Below are 1,974 nucleotides of genomic sequence, written 5' to 3'. Positions count from 1 at the left end.
CGCAAGAATTCTCCAAGAGATAGAAAAAACAATAAAAGAGAAATATGGTCAGGAATTACATGAATATTTTGACTTAATTTCCGGAACATCCACTGGATCAATTTTGGCGGCGGGAATTGCCTGTAAGATGACTGCGGGGGAACTAATTAAGCTCTATAATAAAGAGGGAAAAAATATCTTTATTAAGAGTACACGTTATATGCGAAAATTGCGGGAGTTAAGTAAACTTTTTGGGCGTGGTGTATTATATCCCCACGAGTTTCCAGATAAGTCGGAAGAGCAAGGATTGGCTAATGTTTTGAAAAGAAATTTGGTTGATCCGGACTCGCGTAAACCTTTGACAATGAGAGACATCAAGGACTTACAACTCTTAATCCTCAGTTATGACGTTTTCACCCGAAACACAACGTGGTTTGGGAATAACGATCCAAGTGGATGGTACATTGAGAATGATATTCCACTTTGGCAAATCTGTACCGCTTCAGCTTCAGCACCAACGTTTTTTCCACCTTACCAACTCCTATACAAACCTGATGAAGAAAATCCTAAGAAAAAATATCGCCCCCATATCGATGGTGGGGTATCAGCTAATAACCCAGTGTTAGCTGCAATCGCCCATGCTATATCGATGAAAGATGAGGGAAAGCAAAATAAAACTAAAATAGACGACATTGCTGTTCTCTCCATTGGCACTGGTACAACAACTCGTCCTTATACATATGATGAGGTAAATAAATGGGGACAATTGGGTTGGGCAAGCCATCTACCGGATATGTTTTTAGACCCTGATGCGGAAAATTCAGAGCATATTGCTTTACGCATGTTTAGAGGCATAGGCAGGCAAAAATATTTGCGTTTAAATTTCGAAATAAACACGTATATGAAATAAAAAAATTGTTTTATAAAACTATGGAAGCCTTTTAAAAAAAATTAATAAATACATTCATCAATATAATCTATTTTTTGAGAATATTAGGGATAAAAAAAAGGAAAAAGTTAATGAAAATATTGACAACTATGAAGCTTTTAAAGAACTAAAATTTGCTGCTGAGTGCTATTTAGAATACGGAACAGTTGATTATAAAAACGCTGATAATGACAAGGATATTGCCGTTCGGGATGCAATTGACAAGTTTATTTACAATCATCCTCCTGATCACAAAAAGTAAAAAGAAGATTTAGAAGACTCTAACGCAGAGACAACCCCGTCAAGACAGCTGGTTACAACTTAGAGGGGTCTAAAGCCAAGATTTAACCTTTAAACCCTCTAGTTTTGGTAAGGAATCAGGGATCAGCTGATCCCTGATTCCTTACGTTTTCCGATTCGGGCAAAGCCCGACGCTGGGCGAACTGCCCAAGGGCAAGTAAGAAAATTAATCGTAGGGTGGGCAGTGGATAAGACGGATACTATCAGGTTGTAATAGAGTTGAGAACCACTGCCCACCGACCTCAAATCAACTAGAAAATATGAGTTATTTTCTATATTTTTAAGACAATTAGTCCTCCGGTGGGCAGTGCATCATACCCATGGAAAAGCTGACAATGGTTTTGGTAAGCACTGCCCACCCTACATCTATTGCCTTTTGCTAGCATGCCTTTTGCCTTAATAAGCACTGCCCACGCTACATCTATGGCTGGTCTGGTGGGCAGTGCATCATACCAATTCAAAAGCTGACAATTGGTTTGATCAGCACTGCCCACCCTACATCTATTGCTAGCATGCCTTTTGCCTTTTGCTAGCATGCCTTTTGCCTTAATATATACTGCCCACCCTACATCTATTGCTGGTCTGGTGGGCAGTGCATCATAGCCATTGAAAAGCTCACAATTGGTTTGATAAGCACTGCCCACCCTACATCTATTTGCTGGTCTGGTGGGCAGTGCATCATAACAATTTAAACCCTCACAATGGTTTTAATAAGCACTGCCCACCCTACATCTATTGCTAGCATGCCTTTTGCCTTTTGCTAGCAT

2 protein-coding genes are annotated in these 1,974 nt (G+C 39.7%); one reads left to right on the top strand and one right to left on the bottom strand.

What is annotated here, in order from left to right:
* Positions 1-889, top strand: an 889-nt coding sequence (locus tag F6K49_RS44285) for a patatin-like phospholipase family protein (RefSeq protein ID WP_293108282.1), incomplete at its 5' end; no start/stop codon positions are given.
* 590 nt (positions 890-1,479) lie between these two features.
* Here the strand turns inward: F6K49_RS44285 and F6K49_RS44280 are convergent.
* Positions 1,480-1,851, bottom strand: a complete 372-nt coding sequence (locus F6K49_RS44280) for a hypothetical protein (protein ID WP_293108279.1) — start codon at positions 1,849-1,851, stop codon at positions 1,480-1,482.
* Positions 1,852-1,974 lie beyond the last annotated feature (123 nt).

The sequence above is a fragment of the Moorena sp. SIO3I6 genome (assembly GCF_010672095.1).
The sequence above is the reverse complement of the archived record's forward strand: the minus strand, read 5'-3'. Positions and strand labels throughout refer to the sequence as shown.